Origin of the sequence: Sphingopyxis sp. Root1497 (assembly GCF_001427085.1) — a bacterium.
Taxonomy (GTDB): Bacteria; Pseudomonadota; Alphaproteobacteria; order Sphingomonadales; family Sphingomonadaceae; genus Sphingopyxis.
The window spans coordinates 1,400,838-1,425,433 of the sequence record NZ_LMGF01000003.1 but is presented as its reverse complement, the minus strand read 5'-3'; the positions used below and the strand labels follow the sequence as shown (position 1 = coordinate 1,425,433).

Genomic DNA, 24,596 nt, shown 5'->3' with positions numbered 1-24,596 from the left:
GTCCCCAGCCGCTGGTATCCGATTCTGTTGCCCGGTTCGGTCCGAACCGCGTTCTATTTGAATAACCTTAGGCCGTGAGGCTTATCGGTTACGCAGCCAGAGCGAGTGCTTCGTTATCGTTAGCACCTATTGGTTTTGAGCCTTGAACGGGTTACTCAGCCCGGGCAAAAACACCGTCTTTGAACACACGTCGATCCTAGTTCGGCCCCGTCAGAAACCCGATCTTCCTTGCGGATCGTCGGGTTTGTGGTGGAGCCGCCGGGTACTGCCCCCGGGTCCGCTGTGTCTATTACACGGCACCATTTATCACCATAGTCGGCCGAAACCGACAGCGTGCATATAGGAAGCCCGCCCGCGCTTGGAAAGGGCGCGGACGGGCGAAGCCTTGAAAAACGGTGGAAAATTATTTCTTGCGCAGCTCGTCGCGAATTTCGGTGAGGATATCGACCTCGGTCGGCCCCGCCGGTGCATCGGGGCCGCGGCGCAACACCTTGTTCACCCATTTGACGAGCAGGAAGATGATGAACGCCAGGATCAGGAAGTTGATCACCGCGGTGATGAAGGCGCCATAGCCGATCATCGCGACGCCGGCCTTTTTGAGCGCGGCATAGTCGGTCGCGGCGATGCCATCGGGAATGCTGCCAAGCAGGATGAACTTGCTCGAAAAATCGACCCCGCCGAAAATCCAGCCGACCAGCGGCATGATGAGGTCCGCGGTCAGCGATCCGGTGATCGTGGCGAAGGCGCCGCCGATGATGACACCCACCGCAAGGTCCATGACATTGCCCTTGGCGATAAATTCCCTGAATTCTCCCAACATCTTGCTGCTCCCCGAGTGGTTGGTCCCGAGCGCCGAACCTGCCGCGCGGATTGCACAAAGGCAAGCGCCATCCTATGTACTGTATTGTTGCGGCAAAACGCCGCCGGAGGGAGCTTGTTACCATGTCCTATCGTTCTGCCCGTTGGTTGATCGTGCCGGTTGCGGCGATGTCGCTGTCCGCCTGCGGCATCAACAGCGTTCCGACCAAGGAAGAAGCCGCGAAGGCGAAGTGGGCGAATGTCGAGGCGGCCTATCAGCGCCGCGCCGACCTGATCCCCAATCTCGTCGAAACCGCCAAGGGCGCATCGAAAATCGAACAATCGACGCTCGAGGGCGTGATCCAGGCGCGCGCCTCGGCAACGCAGGTCAAGCTGTCGACCGACGACCTTAATGACCCCGCGAAGGTGCAGGCCTTCCAGCAGGCGCAGGGCAATGTGTCGAGCACGCTCGGCCGCCTGCTCGCGACCGTCGAAGCCTATCCCGACCTCAAGAGCCAGGCGCGCTTCGCCGACCTGATGACCCAGCTCGAGGGCACCGAGAACCGGATCAACGTCACGGTCCAGGATTACAACGCCGCGGTGCAGGACTATAACACGACGATCCGCACCTTCCCCGACATCATCGGCGCCAAGATCGTCCATGGCGCGCAGCCGATGACGCCGTACAAGGCGATCACCCCCAACGCGAACGTCGCGCCGAAGGTCGATTTCGGGCAATAATATGCGCCGCCCTCTCCTTGCCGGCCCGCTCGCGATCCTGTTGGTCGCGAGCGGCTGCAAGGAGGCGCCGCCAGCCGAAGCCGCCACTTGCGGCCAGGTTCCGCAGATGGCGTTGCAGGGACGAGTGAACGACGCGGCGACCGTTCTGAGCGACGAGGAGGAGGTCCGCTTGACCCAGCGTCTCGCCCGATACGAAGCGCGAACACGGCATCCGATGGTTGTCGCAACCGTCGCAAGCCTCAACGGCACCACGGTCGAGGATTTCGCGACCTGCCTCGGCAATCGCTGGGGCATCGGCCGAAGGGGTGAGAATGACGGAATTCTTATTTTGGTCGCGCCCAACGAACGCCGTGTTCGCGTCGCGACGGGAACCGGAATCGAGAAGCTGCTCTCCGATGAAAAGGCGAAGGCCGTGATCGACCAGATGACCCCCGGCTTCAAAAGCGGCGATTATGCGGCCGGCCTGACGACAGGCATCGAGGCCATCGCCGCACAGACGGGAGAGCCGCAATGAAGTCCATCCTGCTCGGCTGGGCGCTGGGCCTCTCGCTGCTCGCCGCACCCGCGAGCGCGCAGACCTTCCCCAAGCTTACCGGCCGCGTCGTCGACCAGGCCGACATCATCCCGCCCGCCGAGGAAGCCGCGCTCAACACCCAGCTCGAAGCGCTGGAGACCAAGACCGGGCACCAGTTCGTCGTCGCGACGGTCAAGGACCTCGAAGGCAACGACATCGCCGATTACGGCTACAAGCTTGGCCGCGACTGGAAGATCGGCGACGAGGCGAAGGACGACGGGGTCGTCTTCCTGATCGCACCGAACGAGCGGCGGATGAACATTTCGGTCGGTTACGGCCTCGAACCCGTGCTGACCGACGCGATGTCGGGGCGGATCATCCGCGATACCGTGACCCCGCTGTTCAAGGCGGGCGACATGCCCGGCGGCATCCAGGCCGGCGTCAACGCGATCGCCGAGCAGATCCAGTTGACCCCCGAGGAAGCCGCGGCGCGCGCTGCCGCGGCCGACGCCGCCGAGCGCGACCGCGCCGACGACGGCGACATCGGCGGGCTGATCTTCGTCGGCTTCATCGTCTTTTTCTTCTTCATCCTGCCGATGCTGTCGAGCCTCGGTCGGCGCGGCAAGAAACGGCGGCGCAAGAACAGCCCGTGGGGCGCCCCGATCATCATCTGGGGCGACAATGACTGGGGCGGCGGCAGCGGCGGATCATCGTGGGGCGGTGGCGGCGGTTCGAGCTGGGGCGGTGGCGGCGGCTTTTCGGGCGGTGGCGGCAGCTTCGGCGGCGGCGGCGCCTCGGGCGGCTGGTAGGAGCAGGGACAATGCCACGCAAAGTCAGCCATGTGAGCGAAGCCGACCACGACATCGTCACGACCGCGGTCGCCGCAGCGGAAGCGCATACCAGCGGCGAGATCGTCACGGTGATCTCGGCGCAGTCGAACGATTATGACGATGTCGCGCTCGTCTGGGCGAGCATCGTCGCCTTCGTCGCGATGTCGGTGATCGCGCTGTTCCCCGATTTCTATCGCACCCTCTATGACCGGCTGACCGGCGGCTGGGGCTATGAGCTCACCGCCAATCAATGGCTTGGTACGGTGATCGCGATCGGCGTGCTCAAATGGATCGGTATGTGGCTGATTTTGCTGTGGCGCCCGCTGCGCCTGTGGCTGACCCCGCGCGCGATTCTGGCCGCGCGGGTGCGCGCGCGCGCGATCGACCTGTTCAAGGTCGGCACCGAGGCCAAGACATTGGGCCGCACCGGCATCCTGCTTTACGTCAGCCTGAAAGAACATCGCGCCGACATCGTCGCCGACGAGGCGATTACGGCGAAGGTTTCACCCGATGTCTGGGGCGATGCGATGGCGGCGCTGATCGAGCATGTTCGCGCCGGCCGCCCCGGTGAAGGCATGGCCGAGGCGGTGCGCCAGATGGGCGTGGTGCTCGCCGAGCATTTCCCGCGCGGCAGCGAAAACCCGAACGAACTGCCCGATCGACTGATCGAACTTTAAGAAGGACAGACAATGGCCCGCCCCGCCCCCGACACCCCCATCGAAACACAGTGGGAGGGCCGCTTCGTCACGGTCAAGCAGCAGGGGACATGGGAATATGTCTCGCGCTCGCGCGGCATCCACGCCGCGGTGATCCTAGCGATCGACGAGGCCGCCGACGGGCGGCACATCATCCTCGTCGAGCAATATCGGGTGCCGATGGGCAAGAATTGCATCGAACTGCCCGCGGGGCTCGTCGGCGACGATACCGCCGGCGAGGCCACCGAACTGGCGGGCGAGCGCGAGCTGGAGGAAGAGACGGGTTATGCCGCCACGCACTGGCGCAATGTCGGCGAATTCTACTCGTCGCCCGGCATGGTCAGCGAAAGCTTCACCCTGCTCGTCGCGAGCGGGCTCACCAAGGTCGGCGAAGGCGGCGGGGTCGACAGCGAGGACATCATTGTCCACCGCGTGCCCCTGGATGCGATCGAGGATTTCGTCGCGACGAAGCGTGCCGAAGGCTGCGGGATCGACGTGCGGGTGGCGATGATGCTGGTCGGAGGACTACTTGCGGCGCTCTAGCGCCCCTTGAACCGCCACCGCAACAACGGCCGCGCCAGCAGCAGCCCGGCGATGAAACCGCCGACATGCGCCCAGATCGCGATATTGCCCAGCCCCGCGCCGCCGGCGAAACCGATGAGCAGTTGCAGCCCGATCCACGCCGCGGCGAGCCACAAGGCACGCACCCAATGGCCGGGGATCGGCCCGATCGCCGCGGTGCGCGTGCGGCTGAAGATCAGCGCATAGACCGCGACCAGCGCCGAAATCGCCCCGCTCGCGCCGATCACGACAACGAGCGATCCGGGGTCGGCGATCCATTGCGCCAGCGCGCCGGCATAGGCCCCGGCGACGAGCAGGAACGCCGTCGCCGACGACCCGAGCGGCGCCTCGAGCTGGCGGCCGATAAAGATCAGCATGATCATGTTGAAGACGAGGTGCATCACCCCGCCGTGCAGGAACGCCGACGACAGCGGCGTCAGCGCAAAGGGCAGCATCGTCCCCGGCGGCGCGATCAGCTCGCTGCCGAACCGCCCGGGGATGAAGCCCGCGCCGATGAAAGCCTGATGCTCATAGCCGGTGATCGCGAGCAGGACGAAGACGATGACGCACGCCGCCGCGAAGCCGGTGATCACGGGAGTGCGGGCGGCGTTCATCGACGCTGCGCCGGTCAGACGAATTCGATCTTGGTCACCACATAATATTTATCGCCGGCGGGAACCGTCACCTCGATTTCGTCCTCGACGCGACGGCCGATCAGCGCGCGGCCGAGCGGCGAATTATAGCTGATCTTGCCGTCCTTGGCGTCGGCTTCGGCCTGGCCGACGATCTGGTAACGCAGCGGCTTGTCGTCCTCGTCGGCGAGGGTGACGGTCGCACCGAACACGATCCGGTCGCCCGACAGCGTCGTCGGGTCGATCACCTGCGCGCGCGAAAGCTTGTCTTCGAGGTCGCCGATCGTCGCTTCGACCTGGCCCTGACGCTCTTTCGCGGCGTGATATTCGGCATTTTCCGAAAGGTCGCCATGCGCGCGCGCTTCCTCGATCGCGTCGACGATCAGCGGTCGCTCGGCCTTGAGCGCAGTGAGCTGCGTGCTCAGCTTCTCATAGCCTTCTGCCAGCATCGGCACCTTTTCAACGCTTGCCATTATCCCATTGTCCTTCGTCAATAATCCGCCGCCAGCGAAACTTCGCCGGGCGGCTGCGCCGCTGTTTCCGTCAATGTCGGGGGGTGGAGCGGTCTCTCAATAATAGTCCTGAAGCGGCTTCACTTCAAGACTGTGCGCGCGCAATGCGCCGATCGCGTGGGTCGCAGCGTCGCTGCCCGCCGCCGTCGTGTAATAAGCGACGTCGGCCGCGAGCGCCGAGGCGCGGATCGACTGCGAGTCCTGCAGGCTCTGCCAGCCCTCGGTGGTGTTGAAGATCAGCTGCACATCGCCGTCCTTGATCCGGTCGACGATATGCGGGCGGCCTTCGGCGACCTTGTTGACGCGTTCGACGTCGATCCCCTGCCCCGCCAGATAGTCGGCGGTGCCGCCGGTCGCGATCACCTTCCAACCCCAGCCGGTCAGGCGGCGGACCGATTCCAGGATGCGCGGCTTGTCGCTGTCCTTGACCGACACGAACACCCGGCCGTCGGTCGGCAGGCGGTCGCCCGCGCCGAGCTGGGCCTTGGCGAAGGCAAGGTTGAAATCGCTGTCGATTCCCATGACTTCGCCGGTGGACTTCATTTCGGGCGACAGCACCGGGTCGGTCCCGGGGAAGCGAGCGAAGGGGAAGACCGCTTCCTTCACCGCGACATGTTTGATGTCGCGGTTGATCTTCGGCAGGTCGGCAAGCTTCTCGCCCGCCATCACCCGCGCGGCGATCTTGGCGATCGGCGACCCGACGGCTTTCGCAACGAAGGGCACGGTGCGGCTGGCGCGCGGGTTGACCTCGATCAGATAGACTTCGTCGCCCTTGACCGCGAACTGGATGTTCATCAGCCCCAGCACGCCGAGCGCGCGGGCGAGCGCCTCGGTCTGGCGCTCGATTTCGGCGACGGTCTCGGCGGGCAGGCTGTACGGCGGGATCGAGCAGGCGCTGTCGCCCGAATGGACCCCGGCTTCCTCGATATGCTGGAGCACGCCCGCGACGACGACATCGGTGCCGTCGCACAAGGCATCGACGTCGACCTCGATCGCATCGCGCAGGTAACGGTCGATCAGCACCGGCGAGTCGCCCGACACCTGCACCGCGGTCTCGATGTAATTTTCGAGCTGCGCCTGGTCGTCGACGATTTCCATCGCGCGGCCGCCGAGCACGTAGGACGGCCGCGTCAACACCGGGTAACCGATGCGCGTCGCGACCGCGATCGCTTCCTCGCGGCTGCGCGCGATACCGTTTTCGGGTTGCTTGAGACCCAGCTTGTTGACCAGCGCCGCAAAACGTTCGCGGTCCTCGGCGAGGTCGATCGCGTCGGGCGAGGTGCCGAGGATCGGGATGCCGGCATCCTCCAGCGCCTGCGCGAGCTTGAGAGGAGTCTGGCCGCCGAACTGAACGATGACGCCGACGAGCGTGCCCTTGGTCATCTCGACCGCGAGGATTTCGAGCACATCCTCGGCAGTCAGCGGTTCGAAATAGAGGCGGTCCGACGTGTCATAATCGGTGCTCACCGTCTCCGGGTTGCAGTTGATCATGATCGTCTCATAGCCGGCCTCTTCGAGCGCGAAGCAGGCGTGGCAACAGCAATAATCGAACTCGATCCCCTGCCCGATGCGGTTCGGACCGCCGCCGAGAATGACGATCTTCTTGGCGTCCGACGGATTGGCCTCGCATTCGGGTTCGCCGAAGGTCGGGGCTTCGTAGGTCGAATAGAGATAGGGCGTCTTGGCCGCGAATTCGGCGGCGCAGGTGTCGATCGTCTTGAAGACAGGACGCACGCCGAGCTTGTGCCGCAGCGCGCGCACTTCCATTTCGGTGACGCCGCCGGTCATCGCCTTCACCGCTTCGTGGATCAGCCCGCTGCCGCGCGCGGTCGCGCGGGCGGCGCCGGGGCGCAGATGCGCCGACTTGAGCGCCAGATAGGCAAGGCGCTTGTCGGAGAAGCCCATGGCCTTGAGCGCGCGCAGCCCTTCGGCATCGCGCGGCAGGCCGTTTTCCATCACCGCATTTTCGGCGGCGACGATTTCGGCGATGCGCTCGAGGAACCACATGTCGTAACCCGCGACGCGGTTGATCTCTGCGAGCGGCAGCCCTTCGCGGATCGCCTGCGCGGCGTTGAGCAGCCGATCGGGGGTGCGCTGGGCGAGTTCGCTGCGCAACTGGTCGTGGCTCGCGCCGACGAGACGATCGACGAAGTTGAAGCCGCTGAGGCCGGTCTCCAGCCCGCGCAGCGCTTTCTGCATCGATTCATGGATCGTGCGGCCGATCGCCATCACCTCGCCGACCGACTTCATCGCGGTCGACAAAGTCGCCTCGGCGCCCTTGAATTTCTCGAAGGCGAAGCGCGGGATCTTGGTGACGACATAGTCGATCGTCGGTTCGAACGACGCCGGGGTGACCCCGGTGATGTCGTTCATGATCTCGTCGAGCGTGTAGCCGACCGCGAGCTTCGCCGCGACCTTGGCGATCGGGAAGCCCGTCGCCTTCGACGCGAGCGCCGACGATCGCGACACGCGCGGGTTCATCTCGATGACGATCAGGCGGCCGTCCTTGGGATTCACCGCGAACTGGACGTTCGACCCGCCGGTTTCGACCCCGATCTCGCGCAGGCACGCGATGCTCGCGTTGCGCATGATCTGATATTCCTTGTCGGTCAGCGTCAGCGCCGGCGCGACGGTGATGCTGTCGCCGGTGTGCACGCCCATCGGATCGACATTCTCGATCGAACAGATGATGATGCAATTGTCCTTGCGGTCGCGCACCACCTCCATCTCATATTCTTTCCAGCCGAGGAGCGATTCCTCGATCAGGACCTCGGTGGTCGGCGAGGCGATCAGGCCGCCGCGCACGATATGTTCGAACTCCTCGCGGTTATACGCGATGCCGCCGCCGGTGCCGCCGAGCGTGAAGCTGGGGCGGATGATCGAGGGCAGCCCGGTGCGCTCGAGCACCGCGAACGCCTCGTCGAGCGTGTGCGCGATGCCGCTGCGCGCGCTCTCCAGCCCGATCTTGGTCATCGCGTCGCGGAACTTGATCCGGTCCTCGGCCTTGTCGATCGCTTCGGCATCAGCGCCGATCATCTCGACGCCGTACTTCGTCAGCGTGCCGTCGTTGAACAAAGCCAGCGCGGTGTTGAGCGCGGTCTGCCCGCCCATCGTCGGCAGCACCGCGTCGGGGCGCTCCTTGGCGATGATCTTCGCGACGATCTCGGGCGTGATCGGCTCCACATACGTCGCGTCGGCGAGGTCGGGATCGGTCATGATCGTCGCGGGGTTCGAATTGACGAGGACGATGCGATAGCCCTCCTCCTTCAACGCCTTGATCGCCTGCGTCCCCGAATAGTCGAACTCGCACGCCTGACCGATAACGATCGGGCCGGCGCCGATGACGAGGATGGATTTTATGTCGGTTCTTTTGGGCATCAGAATTCTTTGTCCGATATGGTAACGGTGATGTTGGTTCCGCTTGCAGCCTTGATGGCGCAATCGATGGTCTTGAAATTCTTGGGTTCGATCGGGATAGCGACCCCGACGCTATGTGTAAGCGTAGTGGCGAAATCGCGCCCGCCGCAGGCCCAAACGGCCTTCATCGCCGACGAGTCGGATTTCGGATCCAACTCGTCGCCGTCCAGCCTGACATAGGCGACATTATCGGCGTCGGACGCCGACAGCATGGCAGGCAGCGTCGCCGCGACCAACCCAACCACGATACCGATCGCAAGCCAGACAAGGCGCGTTCGCCTCACTGCACATTCCGATCGACGCCGATCTGCGGGTCGGTCCCACCGACCTCGGCGATGAAGTCGAGCACCGGCCGCGCCGTCGCCGCGACCCATCCCGCATCGGGCACCACATCCTCATATTCGAAGATCAGATGATGCCGCCCGACCCCGCGCGCTTCGCCGAACCCGCGCGCCTCGGCGAGCTGCACCGCCTCATAGGGCAGGCGCCGCGCGCAGGTGATGTTGAGCCGCACCCCCGCGCCCCAGCGCTCGGGATGCGCCGCCGCATCGGCGGCGAGCGCGTCGAGCTGGTCGGCAAAGCTCATTTGAGCCCGCCCACGAACTTCTCGAACAGATAGAAGCTGTCCTGCGGCCCCGGGCTCGCCTCGGGGTGATATTGCACGCTGAAGGCGTTTTTGCCGGTGATCGCGATGCCGCAGTTCGACCCGTCGAACAGGCTGCGGTGCGTCTCGACCACGCCGCCCGGCAGCGTCGATGCGTCGACCGCGAAGCCGTGGTTCATGCTGGTGATCTCGACCACGCCGTCGCCATCATCGCCGCCGACGCGCTGCACCGGGTGGTTCGCGCCGCGGTGGCCCTGATGCATTTTGACCGTCTTCGCGCCCGCTGCGAGCGCGAGCAGCTGGTGGCCGAGGCAGATGCCGAAGATCGGCACATTGCGTTCGAGCAGCCCCTTGATCACCGGCACCGCATAGTCGCCCGTCGCTGCCGGATCGCCCGGACCGTTCGACAGGAACACCCCCGCGGGGCGCAGCGCGACGATCTCGTCGAGGCTGGTCTTCGCGGGCACCACCGTTACCCGCGCGCCGGCCTTGACCAGATTGCGGAAGATATTGTCCTTCGCGCCATAATCGACCGCCACGACATGCGGCGCGGCATCATCGGCACGCTTGTGCGCAGAGACGTCATAGCCCGACCCCAAGTGCCACACCCCGGCATCCCACGCGCCCTGGCGTTCGCGGGTCACCGTCTTGGCGAGGTCCATCCCCTCCAACCCCGGCCAGCCCTGCGCGAGCAGCAGCAGCCGGTCGATGTCGAACTGGCCGTCGGGGCTGTGCGCGACGACGCCGGTCGGCGCGCCGCCATCGCGGATGCGGCGGGTCAGCGCGCGGGTGTCGATGCCGGCAAGGCCGATCAGCCCCTGCGCCTTCATCCAGTCGGGCAGCGTCTGGACGCTGCGAAAGCTGCTCGGCGCGGTCGGCAGTTCGCGGGTGATGCACCCGATCGCGGCGCGCTTGTCGCGCTCCATATCCTCGGGGTTCGCGCCGACATTGCCGATGTGCGGAAAGGTGAAGGTGATGATCTGCCCCGCATAGCTCGGGTCGGTCAGGATTTCCTGATAGCCCGTCATCGCGGTGTTGAAACAAATCTCGCCCACACCCGCGCCCGCGGCGCCATATCCGATGCCCCACAGGATCGTCCCGTCGGCAAGGACGAGAACGCCGGTCGCGCCGGCAGGCTGGCTTTTGGGCGCGGCAGAGGGGTTGGCTGGTGCCATTCAACATGCTCCGGACGATGGGCTAAACGGCCGATCAACTAGGCAGCAAAAATGTGATTCACAAGCTATCGAATTTCGAAAATTGCCGTTAGAGAGGGCCTTTCCGAAATTTGCAGCGCATGGGAACACGTAATGATTCGTGACGACATCAAGGCTGCGCAGGTCGCCGCGATGAAAGCCGGCGACAAGGCGCGGCTCGGCACCATCCGGCTGATGCTGGCCAAGATCAAGGACAAGGACATCGAACTGCGCACCGGCACCGCGCCGGCCGACGACGATGTGCTGGTCACCGACGTCTTGCAGAAAATGGTCAAGCAGCGCCGCGAGTCGATCGCCATGTACGAACAGGGCGGCCGCCAGGAACTCGCCGACATCGAGGCGGCGGAAGTCGTGGTGATCGAGGATTTCCTGCCCGCACAGCTTTCGGACGACGAAGCGCAGGCAGCGATCAAGGCGATCGCGGCCGAACTGGGCGCGGCGAGCCTGAAGGACATGGGCAAGGTGATGGCGGCGGTGAAGGAACGGCACGGGTCCGAGCTCGACATGAGCAAGGCGAGCGGTTGGGTGAAGGCGGCTTTGAGCTGAAACACGCCCTCCCCTAGCCCCTCCCGCAAGCGGGAGGGGAACTGGGTTGGGCCGCAAGCGCATATTCTCCCCTCCCGCTTGCGGGAGGGGTCGGGGGAGGGCCTGTTGGACAAGGGCTACAAGCGACCGACTGCGCGCTCCCGCGAATTGCGCAACCAAGCGACGCCAGCTGAACGGGCGCTGTGGGCGCAGTTGAGCAATCGCAGGATCGCAGGCATCCGCTTCAATCGCCAATTCCCGATCGGCCCGTTCATCTGCGACTTCGTCTCGCGTAGCGCCAAACTGATCATCGAAGTCGATGGCGGCCAGCACGCGGTTGAGGTAGCAAAAGATGCCGCGCGCTCGGCCTATCTGGAATCGCAGGGATATCGGGTGATCCGCTTTTGGAACAATGTTGTGATCGAGCGGATCGATGGGGTTGTAAGCGAAATCGAGTGCGCTCTCGCAAACATGCCCTCCCCTAACCCCTCCCGCAAGCGGGAGGGGAACCCATGACCCTCACCCCGCAATGGCTCGACGAACTCCGCTCGCGCGTCACGCTGTCGACCCTCATCGGCCGCACGGTGAAGGTCACCCGCGCCGGCCGCGAGTATAAGGCGTGCTGTCCATTTCATAACGAAAAGACGCCCAGCTTCACGATCAACGACGAAAAGGGCTTCTACCACTGCTTCGGTTGCTCGGCGCACGGCGACGCGATCCGCTGGATGACCGACCAGCGCGGGCTGTCGTTCATGGACGCGGTCAAGGAACTCGCCGGCGAGGCCGGCATGGAGGTCCCCGCCGCCGATCCGCGCGCCGCGAAAAAGGCCGAGGAGGCGGCGAGCCTGCGCGACGTCGTGCAGGGCGCCGCCGACTGGTTCACCCAGCAACTCGGCAGCAGCAACGGCGCCCCGGCGCGCGAATATCTCAAGAAGCGTGGCATTTCGGACGCGACACGCCAAGCCTTCGGTTTCGGCCTCGCCCCCGACAGCCGCAGCGCGCTGAAAGAAGCGCTCAAGAAATTCCCGACCGCGATGCTCGTCGAATCGGGCATGTTGATTTCGGTCGACGACAAGGACCCCTACGACCGCTTCCGCGGGCGCCTTATGATCCCGATCCGCGACGCGCGCGGGCGGGTGATCGCGTTCGGCGGCCGCATATTGGGCGATGGCGAGCCCAAATATCTCAATTCGCCCGACACGCCTTTGTTCGACAAGGGCCGCACGCTCTACAATCTCGACAAGGCGTCGCCCGCCTCGCGGCAGACGAACCGGATCATCGTCGTCGAAGGCTATATGGACGTCATCGCGCTCGCCGAGGCGGGGATCGCCGACGCCGTCGCGCCGCTCGGCACCGCGCTGACCGAGGCGCAGCTCGGGCTGATCTGGCGGATGGTCCCCGTCCCCATTCTCTGCTTCGACGGCGACGCGGCCGGACAGAAAGCCGCGATGCGCGCCGCGATGCGCGCGTTGCCGCTGCTGCGCCCCGGCTTCAGCCTCGCCTTCGCGACCCTGCCCGCCGGGCAGGACCCCGACGACATCGTCCGCGCCCGCGGTGCCGAGGGCTTCGGCGCGCTGCTCGACGAGGCGCAGCCTCTCGTCGAGCGCCTCTGGGCGCATGAGGTCGCGGCCGGGCCGCTCGCGACCCCCGAGGAACGTGCCGCGCTCAAGACCCGCCTGCTCGCGCATGCCGACGGCATCGAGGACGCCGACGTCCGCCACCATTATCGCGAGGCGTTCCGCGAACGGCTCGACGGGCTGTTCGCGCGCAAGCAGCCCGAGCGCGGGCCGCGGGTTCCCTGGGCACCGCAGGCTCCACGCGGCGGCAACCGCCGCTTCGCCCCCGACCCGCGATTGCAGCCCCCGGGCGACGAAACGCGCAGCATCGGGCAGGCGGGTATCGCGGGCCACCTGCTCGCCGCGCTGCTCGGCGGATTGCTGCGCTATCCGGCGATGCTGCGCCGTCACGAGGAAGCGCTGAGCCGGCTCCCGGTGGCCGATCCCGGCGACGCCGAACTGCTCGGCGCAATGCTTGACACGGTAATGCGGCAAGAAGGGCTTGATACTGAGGGCTTGCTTGCCATATTGGAGCCAATGAAAGTGTATAATAGGGCGACGACATTGCTCAGAGCCGATGGAATGCACTTCTCGTTCAATCGCATGCTGGACAGCAAGGATGGGGCCGATACGGCACGGGAAACCGCGCTTCGCGACCTCGACGAATATATCGGCGTGCTCGTGACGCAGCCCGAAATCCGCGCCCGACTCGCCGAGGCGACCGCGGATTTCCAGCGCACGATGGACGACGAAGGCCTGGCGCGGCAGCAGAAACTGCGCGCGATGGACGAGGATTTGACCCGCCGCTTGGCCGCGCTGTCCGAAAACAGCCACCAAGTCTGAAATTTAGAGCCCTTTAGGCAGGAACCACGAATGGCCACCAAGAACACCGCCGCCGAGACCGAAGCCGATACCGACGGCCCGCTGATCGACCTCAACGAGGCCGACGTCAAAAAGCTGATCGCGCGTGGCAAGAAGCGCGGTTACCTGACCTATGACGAACTGAACGCGGCGCTGCCGCAGGACGAAATGTCGTCCGAACAGATCGAGGACATCATGTCGGCGATTTCCGACATGGGCATCAACATCGTCGAAAGCGACGAGGATGTGCAGGAAGAGGCCGACGCCGAACCCGACGACGAAGTCGATGTCAGCGCCGGTTCGGGTTCGGTGTCGAACCCCGCGATCGAAAAGAAGAAGGAAGTCGTCGACCGCACCGACGACCCGGTTCGCATGTACCTGCGCGAAATGGGCGCGGTCGAACTACTGAGCCGCGAGGGCGAAATCGCGATCGCCAAGCGCATCGAGGCCGGCCGCGACACGATGATCCTCGGCCTGTGCGAAAGCCCGCTGACCTTCAACGCGATCATCGAATGGTCGAACGCGCTGAACAACGGCGACATGCAGCTGCGCGAGATCGTCGATCTCGAAGCGATGCTGTCGAAGGACCCCGCGCCCGAGAATCTCGAGAACGCCGAAGAAGCCGACGACGGCGAGATCAGCGAGAAGACCGCCGGCGTTTCGTTCAAGGACGAAGACGAAGTCGAGGACGAGCCCGCCGCAGACGGCGACGACGAGGACGGCGAAGGCTCGTCGGGCAAGCGCGAGAACTTCGAAGAGGATGAGGAAGACAATACCCTCAGCCTCGCGGCGATGGAGGAATTGCTCAAGCCCGACGCGCTCGAGAAATTCGCCAACATCACCAAGAGCTTCAAGGCCTTCTCGAAGCTGCAGGAAACCCGCCTCGACGCCTTGTCGGGCATCGGCGAATTCCCCGCGGCGTCGGAAAAGAAATATCACAAGCTGCGCGAGGACCTCACCGCGCAGGTCGAAGGCGTGCAGTTCCACAACACCAAGATCGAATATCTCGTCGACCAGCTCTACAGCTACAACCGCCGACTGACCGCACTCGGCGGCCAGATGCTGCGCCTCGCCGAGCGCCACAAGGTGCCGCGCAAGGCCTTCCTCGACAATTATGTCGGGCGCGAGCTTGAGGAAACCTGGCTCGAAGCCGTGGGTTCGATCGACAAGAAATGGGCGGCGTTCGCCGAGAACGAAGCCGGCGCGGTCGACCGTATCCGCATCGAAATCAGCGAAATCGCCCAGGCCGCGGGCATGAGCCTGACCGAATTCCGCCGCGTCGTGAACATGGTCCAGAAGGGCGAACGCGAAGCGCGCATCGCCAAGAAAGAAATGGTCGAGGCGAACCTGCGCCTCGTCATCTCGATCGCCAAGAAATACACGAACCGCGGCCTGCAGTTCCTCGACCTCATCCAGGAAGGCAATATCGGCCTGATGAAGGCGGTCGACAAATTCGAATATCGCCGCGGCTACAAGTTCTCGACCTATGCGACCTGGTGGATCCGTCAGGCGATCACCCGCTCGATCGCCGACCAGGCGCGCACGATCCGCATTCCGGTCCATATGATCGAGACGATCAACAAGCTGGTGCGCTGCAGCCGCCAGTTCCTCCACGAAAGCGGCCGCGAGCCGACCCCCGAGGAAATGGCCGAGCGTCTGTCGATGCCGCTCGAAAAGGTCCGCAAGGTGATGAAGATCGCCAAGGAGCCGATCTCCCTCGAAACGCCGATCGGCGACGAGGAAGACAGCCACCTCGGCGATTTCATCGAGGACAAGAACGCCGTCATCCCGGTCGATGCCGCGGTGCAGTCGAACCTCAAGGAAACGGTCACCCGCGTCCTGGCATCGCTGACCCCGCGTGAGGAGCGCGTGCTGCGCATGCGCTTCGGCATCGGCATGAACACCGACCATACGCTCGAGGAAGTCGGCCAGCAGTTCAGCGTGACCCGCGAACGTATCCGCCAGATCGAGGCGAAGGCGCTCCGCAAGCTGAAGCACCCGAGCCGCAGCCGCAAGATGCGCTCGTTCCTCGATCAATAAGCGAGGTCGCTCTCGGGCGACGGGACACGAAGGTTAAAAAAAGGCGCGGGCGTGATGCCCGCGCCTTTTCCTTTGCGCGTTCGATACGGGGTGAGCGACGCCCACCCCGCGCGTCCTAAATGCCGTCCAGACCCTTGCTGACCAGGATATTCACCGCAACACGGCGGTTCTGGGCCTTGCCCTCGACCGTGGAATTGTCCGCCGCCGGGTCCGCTTCGGCCATCCCGGTGGGGGTCAGCATGCGATAGGGTTTCCAGCCACAGGACTGCTGGAGATAGTTGACGACGCGCGCCGCGCGCTTTTCGCTAAGCTCCTGGTTGAATTCCTGGCTTCCGGTCGCGTCGGTATAGCCGACGACCAGCAGCAGCGCGTTATCCATGCCCTCGGCTTGCGAGGCGGCGGCGCAGAGATCGGATTGCGCCTGCGCCGACAGCACCGCCTTGCCGGTGTCGAAGTTCACGTTCGTCGTGCTTTTGACATTATACTGGTCGATGTCGCCGACACGGCCGCGGAGCGCTTCGGTCGCCGCCGCCTGTTCGCCGAAGCGCTGGTCGGTGCCGGTATGGATCATCGACGCGGTCCTGAGGTCCTTGGTCTTGAGCGCGATCTGGTTCGCGACCAGGCCGCCGTCCCACTGCAGGGTCTCGACGGCGACCGGCAGACCGTTGAGCAGCGAACCCGCCGCAAGCTTGCTGCGACCGAGGCCCAGGAACCCGCCCTTACCTTTGATCTTCGTATAGTCGGCGATGGCGATCGTCGTGTTGCTGCCGTCGGCGGTCGTGACCTGCATCCGGCCGTCGCTGCGCGCCGAGATGATGCCTTCGACCTTGGGTCCTTCGGTCATCTCTTCGGGCGAAGGCAGCGTGCCATAGACGGTGGTCATGACCTCGCCCTCGGACGGGTCCTGCGGCTGCGCCGCCACGCTGATCGTCGCTGTCCCGGCCAGCATCGCCGCCAACAGAAAAATTCTCGGACTTTTGGAAACGGCACTCATACGCTACTCCTGCAAAGCCGCCCCCGCGTGTCGCCTCGCCCTTTCCGGCACATCAATATTTCCGGCAAGACCGATGGGGATAATTGGAGCGCGTCGTGCGGCGAACCGATGCAAACGATCCCGTACCGGCGCCATTTCATGCGCGCGTCGATCGAAGCGCCGCGACAAATGCTTTGTGCGCCCGCCGATGATTTGCCATTGGCGTGACGATGCGCGACCCAACGATCTTCGCCGAAACCGCCGCCGAAGCCTGGGCGCCCGTCAGCGGCTGGCGCGCCAAAGCGCGCGGCGCGGCGCGCGCGGCGCGCATCCGGTTGGAGGCGCTGCGGCAAGGGCCGGCAACGACGCCCTTCGTGCGCTGCCTCTACGCCCATGCGGTGTTTTCCGATACGGTGCCGACCTTTCGCGCCTTCCTGCGCGCCGCGAAGCAGGAGGGTGAGTTCGTCGATACTGCAACGCTGCGCACGATCATCGCCGACGGCAAGCCGTCCGACGGCCGCTTCTTCCACCTCAGCTTCGACGACGGCTTCGCCAGCGTCTATGAGGACGGCGGGCCGGTGATGGAGGACGAGCGCGTCCCCTATACCATGTTCGTCGCGACCGACCTGATCGACGCCGACCCCGACACGCTGAACCGCTATTTCGCGCATATGCCCGCCTATCGCGCCCGCGTCCGCACCCTCGACTGGCCGCAGGCGAAAGCCGCGGCCGAGGGGATCGGCGAGATCGGCTGCCACACCCGCACCCATGCACGGCTGTCGAAGATATCGGGCGACGGCGCCAGGCTCGCCGACGAAATCGCCGGCGCCAGGGCGATCATCGAAGGCCATGTCGGCCAGACATGCGACAGCTTCGCCTGGCCCTATGGCACCGCGAGCGACATCGACGACACGGGCCGCGCGGCGATCGCGGCGGCAGGCTTCACCAGCAATTTCAGCGCGGTGCGCGGCGCCGTCCGGCCGGGCGCGACCGACGTCATGAACATCCCGCGCCACCAGCTCGAATTCCACTGGCCGCTCCACGAACTGATGGTCTGGGCCCGGGGGTTTCGCGAGGCATGACCCTGCGCGTCGCTTTGATGACCAGCGGCCCGGTCGGCGGCTCGGGCGTCGTGCTCGACCGGCTCACCCGCGTGCCCGAGATCGAACTTGTCTGCCTGATCGTGTCGGAAACCGTCGTCGCCAAACGCAGCCGCAAGAAGATGCTGCAAAAGATGTGGAAGATCGGCCTGCTCGGCGCGCTCAACGGCATCCGAATCCGCAAATGGTTCGGCCATGACATGCGCACCGACGCGCGCGAGGTCGCGAAGGCGCATGGCATTCCCGTCGTCACCGTGCCGCGGGTCAATTGCGACGAAACGGTCGCGGCGCTGAAGCAATATGCTCCCGATGTCGGCCTGTCGGTCGGCAACAGCTATATCGCCTCGCGCGTCTTCACCGTGCCGCATCAGGGTTTCGTCAATTTCCACGGCGAACTCCTCCCCGAATATCCGGGCGCGCAGAGCGTGATCTGGCCGATCTATTTCGGGCGGACCCAGACCGGCTATACGATCCACCGCATCGACAAGGGCATCGACACCGGCGAGATCCTTTACAAACGCGCGGTCGACATCGACTTCCAGCCGAAACTCGCCGACACGATCCGTCGCACCAACGACAAGGTGCGCGAGCAATTGCCCGAGGCCTTTGCCGCGCTGCTCGCCGACTGGGACGCCCACGCCGCGGCGGCAACGGCGCAAAAGGCCGATCGGCACTTCACCACCCCGACCTTCGGCCAATATCTGCGCATCGAACGCAACAACAAGCGGCTGTGGCGCGAGAGTCGGCAAGGCTGACCACCAGATTTTGTGCGCTGCACAATTATTTTTCTTGCCGGTCTTATAATCTTCACCTTCGCCTCCCAAATAGCGGCCCGGCCGATGCGACGACGCGGCGCCGCGACAGCGATAGGAGCTGCCGCACGCACGCTCCGAACAAATGGCCGATATTCCCACTCGGTGGGAAATCACCCGGACCCAGGCGGTCATCGCCGCGCCAGCGCGACGAAAAAGCCTAGGAAATTCGGGAAAGAGTAAAATTGGCACGCCCGTTGCTTAGCTATGGGCATGAACGCGGGGCGGCCCCCGCGGCCCCAGGAAAGACGAAAAAATGGAAACCGAAACCAACCTCTTCCGCCGCCGCGACACGATGTTCGGGATCTGCGAGGCCCTCGGCCAGGATTTCGGGATCAACCCGACATGGTTCCGGGTCGCCTTCATCGCGCCGCTCTTCTTCTTCCCGGTTCAGACCTTCGCCGTCTATTTCGGCCTCGGCCTGATCGTCCTCGCCTCGCGCCTGATCTTCCCCGCGAAGAAGGCCGCTGCCGCCGCACAGCCGGCGCTCACCGCGGTCGCGACGCGCGAACGCGCCGAGGAAGACGGCAAGGAATTTGCCCTCGCGGCTTGACCGGCGCCCGGGCGGGCTCTCCCTCTCCCCCGCGCCCGCCCGCGCACCGATCCGCACCGCCCCCAAAACGGGCCGGTGCAGCACCAGGGACCGGCAAGCATCCCCCGCTTGCCGGTCTCTTGTGTCTCTGACTGACACAAGGATTCGTCGATTGGCGCGCCGCCTATAAACGTGGTGTTTACGACGTTGCTCTATGGCTGGTGGTTGAAGTTCGGCAGCCGATGCTGCCCGAAGCCAAGGATGAAGCGTTGAGCCAATCGCCCCAGTTCCAGCCGCAGACGCGCAGCGTCGCCGAAATGCTCGATACGCTGGTCGCCAGCGACGGCACCGGCGCGCACCGCCACGTCCGCAGCGGCGGACTGTCGAACGGCCCCGACGCGATGCGCAACCTCGCCGACGCCGTGCATTTCCTGTGCCTGCTCCATGGCCGCCATCCGGGCGTGATCGACAGCGCGGCGCGCAAGGCCGTCGACCCCGTTTCACGCGTATGGATGGACGAGGCCGCCGAAGCTTTTGTCGAGGAACGCGCCTTCCTGTCGAAAATCGCCGCCGCGGTCGGCCCGGTACCGAGCACCCAGGGACAGGACCAGTGCGAAGCGGCCGTCGCGGCGCAGCGCAAGGCGCTCGACATGCTCGCCGAATCGGACCGTCACGGCTGCGCCGTCGGCGCGGCGATCGCATTGACGCTCGACTGGCGCACGATCCGCGTGCTGCTCGACATCAGCGCCCAGCGGCTCGACATGGCACCGCCGCGCTGCACACTGCCCGACCTGCGCGATACCGCGCGGCTCGCCGGCGCGGTCGCCGACACCCCCGCCGCCGAACGCGCCATGCTGTTCGGCGCGCAGCAGCTGGTCGCCCAGCACAGCGGCCTGTGGGACCTGCTCGAAGCCCGCGCCGCGAGCCGCGCGATTAGCTGACGCTTCGTCAGGCGCGCTTGCGCGCCCCCGACACCCTCGCTATGCCCCTTGACGTTCACGTTAAGGGAAAGGCTCTCCGGCCATGCGTTTCGAAGGTACCAGCGCTTATATCGCCACCGACGACCTCAAGGTCGCGGTCAACGCCGCGACGTTGCTGCGCCGCCCGCTGCTCGTGAAGGGCGAACCCGGTACGGGTAAGACCGTGCTGGCCGAGGAAATCGCGAAAGCGTTCGACGCGCCGCTGATCACCTGGAATATCAAATCGACCACCAAGGCGCAGCAGGGCCTGTATGAATATGACGCGGTTGCGCGCCTGCGCGACGGCCAACTCGGCGAAGAGCGCGTCCACGACATCCGCAACTATATCCGCAAGGGCAAATTGTGGGAGGCGTTCACCGCCCCGAAGCTGCCCGTGCTGCTGATCGACGAAATCGACAAGGCCGACATCGAATTCCCGAACGACCTGCTTCAGGAACTCGATCGCATGGCGTTCCACGTCTATGAGACCGACGAGACGATCGTCGCGAAGGAACGCCCGATCGTCGTCATCACCTCGAACAATGAAAAGGAACTGCCCGACGCCTTCCTGCGCCGCTGTTTCTTCCATTATATCAAATTCCCCGACCGCGACACGATGGCATCGATCGTCGAGGTTCACTTCCCGGGCATCCAGAAGACGCTGGTCAGCCGCGCGATGGACATCTTCTACGAAGTCCGCGACGTCCCCGGCCTCAAGAAAAAGCCCTCGACCAGCGAACTGATCGATTGGCTGAAATTGCTCCTCAACGAGGACATGCCGATCGAAGTCCTCCAGAATCGTGACGTCGGCAAGGCGATCCCGCCGCTCCACGGCGCGCTGCTCAAGAATGAGCAGGACGTGATGCTGTTCGAAAAGCTCGCCTTCATGGCGCGCCGTCAGGGTAGCTGATTAAAATCCTCCCTGTCGCGCAGCGATGGGGAGGGGGACCGCTCGCGAAGCGAGTGGTGGAGGGGCCGCGACGGTAGTTCCATCGCCCCTCCGTCAGCGCTTCGCGCTGCCACCTCCCCACCGCTTCGCGGCAGGGAGGATAATCTCAAAGCTGGTACGCCACCTCGACGTCGCCCCAGCGGCGCCCGTTGATCACCACCGGCATGTAAACGTTGCGCACCGTGACATAATTGGTGCCGTCGCCTTCCTGGCGATAGACCGCCATGAAATAGGGCGCCTGGCTCTTTTTCGCCGCCTTGTCGGTGTCGTCGAACAGAATGCGGCCATTGCGGCAGTGCGCGGTGTCATGGACGACGTCGCCGGTCGGCGCGCGCGAGCAGTCGGTGATGTGGGTCGGCAGGAATCCGTTCATGTCGCCCGCCGAGGACATCTTCACCTCGGGATGGTTGCCGACGATATGGTCGAACAGCGGCCGCCAATTGGTGTCGGCCCAATCGCACAGGCTGGTGCGGAACCGTTCGGGGTTCGACCCCGGCACGCGGACATAATTCTGGTCGAACAATTGCTCCATCGAAAGCTCGCCCTTGGCGACCGCCAGCTCGGCGATGGCGACGAACTGGTCGCGCACCCGCGCGGCAAGGTCGACGACGGCCGAATCGCGCGGGCTGACCCCGGCCGAAATCACCGCGTTGAACATGCGGTTCGACACATTTTCCATCTTCAGGATCGAATCGCGGGTCCCGCCCAAAGTGGCACTATTGTCGCGCACCGAGGTGACGACGCGGTCGACCGCGTCGCGAACCTTGGCGCCATTGGCATGGACCATCGCGCTCGACTGCGCGATGCGGTCGCTCTGGTCGTCGAGCAGCGCGACGAGATGCGTCGCATCGTGCAGCGCGTCGGTGATCGTCTCGAACTGCGCTTCGGCACGGCTCGATTGCTCGACCCCCGACTGGATCTCGGTGACCAGCCCGCCCGCCTCGGCGGCGAGACTGCCGATGCTGCGGCGGATTTCGTCGGTCGCACTGCGCGTGTTCTGCGCCAGCTTCTTCACCTCGGCGGCGACCACGGCGAAGGTCCGCCCGGCGTCGCCGGCGCGCTCGGCCTCGATCGCGGCGTTGAGCGCCAGCATGTTGGTGGTCTTGGCGATCTGTTCGATCGACTGGCTGACCTGCTGCACCTGCGCCATCACCGCGGCGAAATTGGTGACGTGGGTGCCGAGGCGCGCGACGAGGTCGATGACCGACCGGAATTCGGTGACCGCGGTGTTGACGCGCTCGGCGCCGGTATCGAGTTGTTCGCAGGCGCGCGCCGACAGCAATTTCGCCTCGTCGGTCGAATCGGCGATCTGGCGCTGGTCGGCCTCGAGGCTGACGACGAACTCCTCGAGCCGCCCGAGTTCGACGATCTGGCGATCCATCTGGTCGGTCGAGCGCTTGATCCGCCCCGCCGCCTCGCTGCACCCGACGGCCAGCTCGCCGCAGTCGCCCGCGACCGACTGGTCGAGGATCGGAGCCGCCGGATTTATGGACTCGAATTTCATTGCGCCACCCACCTTTGGATTAATCTGCAGGTGATGACCGATAATGGTTAACGCGGGGTCAATGGGGCGGAGAGCGTCAAAGGTCGGCTTTGGGGTGGGGAGCGGACATTCGCGATAGCGTTTAGTCACCAACGAAATTACTGTGGTACCGACAGAATTTCGTAGTGGATGGGGGTTTCGGGTAGGTTGTCCATGAGAGTACTGATCGGNCCAGAGAAGACGTTAACGTGAATGGATGGTTAATCTCGGAAGTGACGGGGAAAGCTTGTAAAGCCACATCCTACTTTCGAAATCGCGAGACGGGCAATCCCTCACATGTCTACATTAGCTACAGCGCGGTAGGGAAATTCGCCACTGTAGGCTTCTCGAATAGCAAGGCCACGTCCCTTAAATCGGGCGATAAGGTCTCGTTGCGTATCTTGATGCAGCCACTCAGCATTAGCGAAAATTGGATCGGTAGGGAATTTCACGTCGGGGTCATTGAATCAGGCGCCCGCTATTTTTGGTCGGAGAAACTTCCCGTTTCCACGGTCGAAAACTTCGCGAGGGCAACCGCGATCGGCTTTCTAACAGGGCAAGAAAAGGTGTCTGCTTTCTCACTGGATGGCTCCGCAGCAGCCGTTCGAGAACTTCGGAAGTGCGCTTTTGAAGTCGCGGGTCTGGATCATCTCAACGTCGATGATCCCTTCTTAAAGTGATCAATAGTTCGGCACGTCCACACCGTTGAATCCAGCACGTCCGCTATCGGTCGTTAGCTGCCATTTGCGCCAACCCGATCAAAAACCGCTTTCCTAATAAATCCCGCCATGATCTACCCTGTTGGATGACCCGGCCTCGCAACCCGACCCCCATTTCCCGGATCTCCNCCTTAAGGCCACAAAGGCCTCACTTGGAGCGCGTTCATGCGGGGCTTTTGTGGCTTTATGCGAGCAGCCAATCCACGTCGCCACCGCAATTCGCGAATGAAGTTGCCCAGTTTTCCGCCATTTCCTCTTCCCGACGCGACGCCCTTTCCGTTTACGTAAAGCAGTTGCGCCCGCCCCCGCGACACGATAGGCCATAGCCATGCTGTTCGGCTTCCTCGAAGAACTCCGCACCGCGGGCATTCCCGTGAGCATGAAGGAGCATCTGCTCCTGCTGGAGGCGCTCGACCGCGAGGCGATCGACCGCAGCCCCGAGCAATTCTATTACCTCAGCCGCGCGATCTATGTGAAGGACGAGGGGCTGCTCGACCGCTTCGACCAGGTGTTCAACAAGGTCTTCAAGGGCCTGCTCACCGATTACGGCCAGAACCCCGTCGACGTCCCCGCCGACTGGCTGAAGGCGGTCGCCGAGAAGTTTCTGACGCCCGAGGAAATGGCGGCGATCGAGTCGCTCGGCGACTGGGACAAGATCATGGAGACGCTGAAGGAGCGGCTCGAGGAGCAGCAAAAGCGCCACGAGGGCGGCAGCAAGTGGATCGGTACCGGCGGCACCTCGCCCTTCGGCAATTCGGGCTATAACCCCGAGGGCGTGCGCATCGGCGGCGAAAGCAAGCATAAGCGCGCGCTGAAGGTCTGGGAAAAGCGCGAGTTCGCCAATCTCGACAACACCAAGGAACTCGGCACCCGCAACATCAAGATCGCGCTCCGCCGCCTGCGCAAATTCGCGCGCGAGGGCGCCGCCGACGAACTCGATATTCCCGGCACGATCGACGGCACCGCGCGCCAGGGCTGGCTCGACATCCAGATGCGCCCCGAACGGCGCAATGCGGTCAAGCTGCTGCTGTTCCTCGACGTCGGCGGCTCGATGGATCCGTTCATCAAGCTGTGCGAGGAATTGTTCAGCGCCGCGACGACCGAATTCAAGAATCTCGAATTCTTCTACTTCCACAATTGCCCCTATGAAGGCGTGTGGAAGGACAATAAGCGCCGCTGGTCCGAACGCCACCAGATGTGGGACATTCTCCACAAATATGGACATGATTACAAAGTGATATTCGTCGGCGACGCGTCGATGAGCGCTTATGAAATCACCCATCCGGGCGGCAGCGTCGAACATTTCAACGAGGAATCGGGCGCGGTCTGGCTCCAGCGGATCACCCATGTCTATCCCGCCGCGGTGTGGCTGAACCCGGTGCCCGAACAGCATTGGGGTTACACCCAGTCGGTCAAGCTGATCAAACAGCTGATGAATGACCGCATGTATGGGCTGACCCTCGAAGGTCTCGACAAGGCGACGCGCGAACTGACGCGAAAGCATTGACGTAGCGATTGCTTGGAGTAGGG

The 24,596-nt window shown here is 64.3% G+C and carries 24 protein-coding genes and 1 other RNA gene; 15 read left to right on the top strand and 10 right to left on the bottom strand.

Going from position 1 to position 24,596, the window contains the following annotated elements; translation table 11 throughout:
- Positions 1–13: 13 nt before the first annotated feature.
- Together ssrA and mscL are read right to left on the bottom strand one after the other, a co-directional pair.
- Positions 14–369, bottom strand: a transfer-messenger RNA (tmRNA) gene (gene ssrA, locus ASD67_RS22630).
- A gap of 34 nt (positions 370–403) precedes the next feature.
- Positions 404–820: a large conductance mechanosensitive channel protein MscL gene (mscL, locus tag ASD67_RS10250; protein ID WP_056346527.1), complete on the bottom strand. Its 417-nt coding sequence runs from the start codon at positions 818–820 to the stop codon at positions 404–406.
- Positions 821–942: 122 nt separating this feature from the next.
- Between mscL and ASD67_RS10245 the strand changes: the two genes are divergently transcribed.
- Genes ASD67_RS10245 through ASD67_RS10225 form a run of 5 tightly spaced genes read left to right on the top strand, consistent with a single transcriptional unit; the run spans position 943 to position 4,121 of the window.
- Entirely contained in the window at positions 943–1,539 is a 597-nt protein-coding gene (locus ASD67_RS10245; protein ID WP_156377643.1) for a LemA family protein, read from the top strand.
- 1 nt (position 1,540) lies between these two features.
- Positions 1,541–2,053 carry a TPM domain-containing protein gene (locus ASD67_RS10240; RefSeq protein ID WP_056346523.1) on the top strand — a complete coding sequence of 171 codons (513 nt, stop codon included), beginning with the start codon at positions 1,541–1,543 and terminating at the stop codon, positions 2,051–2,053.
- Positions 2,050–2,862, top strand: a complete 813-nt coding sequence (locus ASD67_RS10235; protein ID WP_082544947.1) for a TPM domain-containing protein — start codon at positions 2,050–2,052, stop codon at positions 2,860–2,862. Before ASD67_RS10240 ends, ASD67_RS10235 begins: the two co-directional genes overlap by 4 nt.
- 11 nt (positions 2,863–2,873) lie before the next feature.
- Positions 2,874–3,560 carry a TPM domain-containing protein gene (locus ASD67_RS10230; RefSeq protein WP_056346521.1) on the top strand — a complete coding sequence of 229 codons (687 nt, stop codon included), beginning with the start codon at positions 2,874–2,876 and terminating at the stop codon, positions 3,558–3,560.
- Positions 3,561–3,572: 12 nt separating this feature from the next.
- Positions 3,573–4,121 (top strand): NUDIX hydrolase, encoded by a 549-nt coding sequence (locus tag ASD67_RS10225; protein WP_056346520.1) that lies wholly within the window; start codon positions 3,573–3,575, stop codon positions 4,119–4,121.
- On the opposite strand, the gene ASD67_RS10220 is transcribed toward ASD67_RS10225, so the two are convergent.
- The 6 genes from ASD67_RS10220 to carA form a co-directional block, all read right to left on the bottom strand.
- Positions 4,118–4,753, bottom strand: a complete 636-nt coding sequence (locus ASD67_RS10220; RefSeq protein WP_056346518.1) for a rhomboid family intramembrane serine protease — start codon at positions 4,751–4,753, stop codon at positions 4,118–4,120. The two genes, ASD67_RS10225 and ASD67_RS10220, sit on opposite strands and share 4 nt — an antisense overlap.
- A 14-nt stretch (positions 4,754–4,767) precedes the next feature.
- Complete coding sequence (greA, locus tag ASD67_RS10215; RefSeq protein ID WP_056346516.1) at positions 4,768–5,244, bottom strand: transcription elongation factor GreA; 477 nt, start codon at positions 5,242–5,244, stop codon at positions 4,768–4,770.
- 96 nt (positions 5,245–5,340) lie between these two features.
- The gene (gene carB, locus ASD67_RS10210; RefSeq protein ID WP_056346514.1) at positions 5,341–8,661 is read right to left on the bottom strand and encodes a carbamoyl-phosphate synthase large subunit; all 3,321 of its coding nucleotides are present in this window, start codon (positions 8,659–8,661) and stop codon (positions 5,341–5,343) included.
- Positions 8,661–8,945: a hypothetical protein gene (locus ASD67_RS10205; RefSeq protein ID WP_156377642.1), complete on the bottom strand. Its 285-nt coding sequence runs from the start codon at positions 8,943–8,945 to the stop codon at positions 8,661–8,663. Before ASD67_RS10205 ends, carB begins: the two co-directional genes overlap by 1 nt.
- Before the next feature lie 35 nt (positions 8,946–8,980).
- Positions 8,981–9,286, bottom strand: coding sequence for a hypothetical protein (locus tag ASD67_RS10200; RefSeq protein ID WP_056346509.1), 306 nt, complete (start codon positions 9,284–9,286; stop codon positions 8,981–8,983).
- Positions 9,283–10,479, bottom strand: coding sequence for a glutamine-hydrolyzing carbamoyl-phosphate synthase small subunit (carA, locus tag ASD67_RS10195; protein ID WP_056346508.1), 1,197 nt, complete (start codon positions 10,477–10,479; stop codon positions 9,283–9,285). Before carA ends, ASD67_RS10200 begins: the two co-directional genes overlap by 4 nt.
- A 132-nt stretch (positions 10,480–10,611) precedes the next feature.
- On the opposite strand from carA, the gene ASD67_RS10190 reads away from it, so the two are divergent.
- From ASD67_RS10190 to rpoD, 4 genes are all read left to right on the top strand, one after another.
- On the top strand, positions 10,612–11,064 hold the full coding sequence (locus ASD67_RS10190) for a GatB/YqeY domain-containing protein (RefSeq protein ID WP_056346506.1): 453 nt from the start codon (positions 10,612–10,614) through the stop codon (positions 11,062–11,064).
- Positions 11,065–11,169: 105 nt separating this feature from the next.
- Positions 11,170–11,559: an endonuclease domain-containing protein gene (locus tag ASD67_RS10185; RefSeq protein WP_056346504.1), complete on the top strand. Its 390-nt coding sequence runs from the start codon at positions 11,170–11,172 to the stop codon at positions 11,557–11,559.
- Positions 11,556–13,442, top strand: coding sequence for a DNA primase (gene dnaG, locus ASD67_RS10180; RefSeq protein ID WP_056346502.1), 1,887 nt, complete (start codon positions 11,556–11,558; stop codon positions 13,440–13,442). Before ASD67_RS10185 ends, dnaG begins: the two co-directional genes overlap by 4 nt.
- A gap of 30 nt (positions 13,443–13,472) precedes the next feature.
- On the top strand, positions 13,473–15,500 hold the full coding sequence (gene rpoD / locus ASD67_RS10175; RefSeq protein WP_056346500.1) for an RNA polymerase sigma factor RpoD: 2,028 nt from the start codon (positions 13,473–13,475) through the stop codon (positions 15,498–15,500).
- A 115-nt stretch (positions 15,501–15,615) separates the two neighbouring features.
- On the opposite strand, the gene ASD67_RS10170 is transcribed toward rpoD, so the two are convergent.
- Positions 15,616–16,494, bottom strand: a complete 879-nt coding sequence (locus ASD67_RS10170) for an OmpA family protein (protein WP_056346499.1) — start codon at positions 16,492–16,494, stop codon at positions 15,616–15,618.
- A gap of 209 nt (positions 16,495–16,703) precedes the next feature.
- Here ASD67_RS10170 and ASD67_RS10165 point away from each other — a divergent pair, with 209 nt between their 5' ends.
- The 5 genes from ASD67_RS10165 (at position 16,704) to ASD67_RS10145 (ending at position 20,786) form a co-directional block, all read left to right on the top strand.
- Positions 16,704–17,555, top strand: a complete 852-nt coding sequence (locus ASD67_RS10165; protein ID WP_056346497.1) for a polysaccharide deacetylase family protein — start codon at positions 16,704–16,706, stop codon at positions 17,553–17,555.
- Positions 17,552–18,328 carry a formyltransferase family protein gene (locus ASD67_RS10160; RefSeq protein WP_056346495.1) on the top strand — a complete coding sequence of 259 codons (777 nt, stop codon included), beginning with the start codon at positions 17,552–17,554 and terminating at the stop codon, positions 18,326–18,328. Before ASD67_RS10165 ends, ASD67_RS10160 begins: the two co-directional genes overlap by 4 nt.
- 313 nt (positions 18,329–18,641) lie before the next feature.
- A complete protein-coding gene (locus tag ASD67_RS10155; RefSeq protein WP_056346493.1) occupies positions 18,642–18,938 on the top strand; it encodes a PspC domain-containing protein in 297 nt (98 codons plus the stop codon).
- 248 nt (positions 18,939–19,186) lie between these two features.
- Positions 19,187–19,858 carry a DUF6975 family protein gene (locus ASD67_RS10150; protein WP_082545007.1) on the top strand — a complete coding sequence of 224 codons (672 nt, stop codon included), beginning with the start codon at positions 19,187–19,189 and terminating at the stop codon, positions 19,856–19,858.
- 82 nt (positions 19,859–19,940) lie between these two features.
- Entirely contained in the window at positions 19,941–20,786 is an 846-nt protein-coding gene (locus tag ASD67_RS10145) for an AAA family ATPase (protein ID WP_056346491.1), read from the top strand.
- A gap of 145 nt (positions 20,787–20,931) precedes the next feature.
- Here the strand turns inward: ASD67_RS10145 and ASD67_RS10140 are convergent, their stop codons facing one another.
- Positions 20,932–22,329 carry a methyl-accepting chemotaxis protein gene (locus ASD67_RS10140; RefSeq protein ID WP_056346490.1) on the bottom strand — a complete coding sequence of 466 codons (1,398 nt, stop codon included), beginning with the start codon at positions 22,327–22,329 and terminating at the stop codon, positions 20,932–20,934.
- Positions 22,330–23,394: 1,065 nt separating this feature from the next.
- On the opposite strand from ASD67_RS10140, the gene ASD67_RS10135 reads away from it, so the two are divergent.
- Complete coding sequence (locus ASD67_RS10135; protein ID WP_056346489.1) at positions 23,395–24,573, top strand: vWA domain-containing protein; 1,179 nt, start codon at positions 23,395–23,397, stop codon at positions 24,571–24,573.
- The last annotated feature ends 23 nt before the right edge of the window (positions 24,574–24,596 follow it).